Annotated in this window: 1 rRNA gene (cut by a window edge); it reads left to right on the top strand. The window is 56.5% G+C overall.

The window, feature by feature from the left end:
- Positions 1 to 1,531: ribosomal RNA gene (locus AB0D08_RS40625) — 23S ribosomal RNA — on the top strand; its annotated part reaches 1,379 nt to the left of the window's first position; the annotation flags it as partial.
- Positions 1,532 to 1,533 lie beyond the last annotated feature (2 nt).

The raw sequence follows: 1,533 nt of genomic DNA on the forward strand, positions 1-1,533 counted from the left end.
GGGACGTGGTGGAGCCGCTGACCCAACAGGGTAGTAGGTGAGCGATGGGGTGACGCAGGAAGGTAGTCCAGCCCGGGCGGTGGTTGTCCCGGGGTAAGGGTGTAGGCCGAGTGATAGGCAAATCCGTCACTCATTGAGGCTGAGACCTGATGCCGAGCCGATTGTGGTGAAGTGGATGATCCTATGCTGTCGAGAAAAGCCTCTAGCGAGTTTCATGGCGGCCCGTACCCCAAACCGACTCAGGTGGTCAGGTAGAGAATACCGAGGCGTTCGGGTGAACTATGGTTAAGGAACTCGGCAAAATGCCCCCGTAACTTCGGGAGAAGGGGGGCCATTCCTGGTGACGAGTCTTGCACTCCGAGCTGGGGGTGGCCGCAGAGACCAGCGAGAAGCGACTGTTTACTAAAAACACAGGTCCGTGCGAAGCCGTAAGGCGATGTATACGGACTGACGCCTGCCCGGTGCTGGAACGTTAAGGGGACCGGTTAGTCACACTTCGGTGTGGCGAAGCTGAGAACTTAAGCGCCAGTAAACGGCGGTGGTAACTATAACCATCCTAAGGTAGCGAAATTCCTTGTCGGGTAAGTTCCGACCTGCACGAATGGCGTAACGACTTCTCGACTGTCTCAACCATAGGCCCGGTGAAATTGCATTACGAGTAAAGATGCTCGTTTCGCGCAGCAGGACGGAAAGACCCCGGGACCTTTACTATAGCTTGATATTGGTGTTCGGTTCGGCTTGTGTAGGATAGGTGGGAGACTTTGAAGCAGCAACGCCAGTTGTTGTGGAGTCGTCGTTGAAATACCACTCTGGTCGTGCTGGATGTCTAACCTGGGTCCGTGATCCGGATCAGGGACAGTGTCTGGTGGGTAGTTTAACTGGGGCGGTTGCCTCCTAAAGAGTAACGGAGGCGCCCAAAGGTTCCCTCAGCCTGGTTGGCAATCAGGTGTTGAGTGTAAGTGCACAAGGGAGCTTGACTGTGAGACTGACGGGTCGAGCAGGGACGAAAGTCGGGACTAGTGATCCGGCGGTGGCTTGTGGAAGCGCCGTCGCTCAACGGATAAAAGGTACCCCGGGGATAACAGGCTGATCTTCCCCAAGAGTCCATATCGACGGGATGGTTTGGCACCTCGATGTCGGCTCGTCGCATCCTGGGGCTGGAGTAGGTCCCAAGGGTTGGGCTGTTCGCCCATTAAAGCGGTACGCGAGCTGGGTTTAGAACGTCGTGAGACAGTTCGGTCCCTATCCGCTGTGCGCGTAGGAATATTGAGAAGGGCTGTCCCTAGTACGAGAGGACCGGGACGGACGAACCTCTGGTGTGCCAGTTGTCCTGCCAAGGGCATGGCTGGTTGGCTACGTTCGGGAGGGATAACCGCTGAAAGCATCTAAGCGGGAAGCCTGCTTCGAGATGAGTATTCCCACCTCCTTGAGAGGGTAAGGCTCCCAGTAGACGACTGGGTTGATAGGCCGGATATGGAAGCCTCGTGAGGGGTGGAGTTGACCGGTACTAATAGGCCGAGGGCTTGTCCTCAG

This window comes from Kitasatospora sp. NPDC048540 (genome assembly GCF_040651175.1).
GTDB lineage: Bacteria > Actinomycetota > Actinomycetes > Streptomycetales > Streptomycetaceae > Kitasatospora.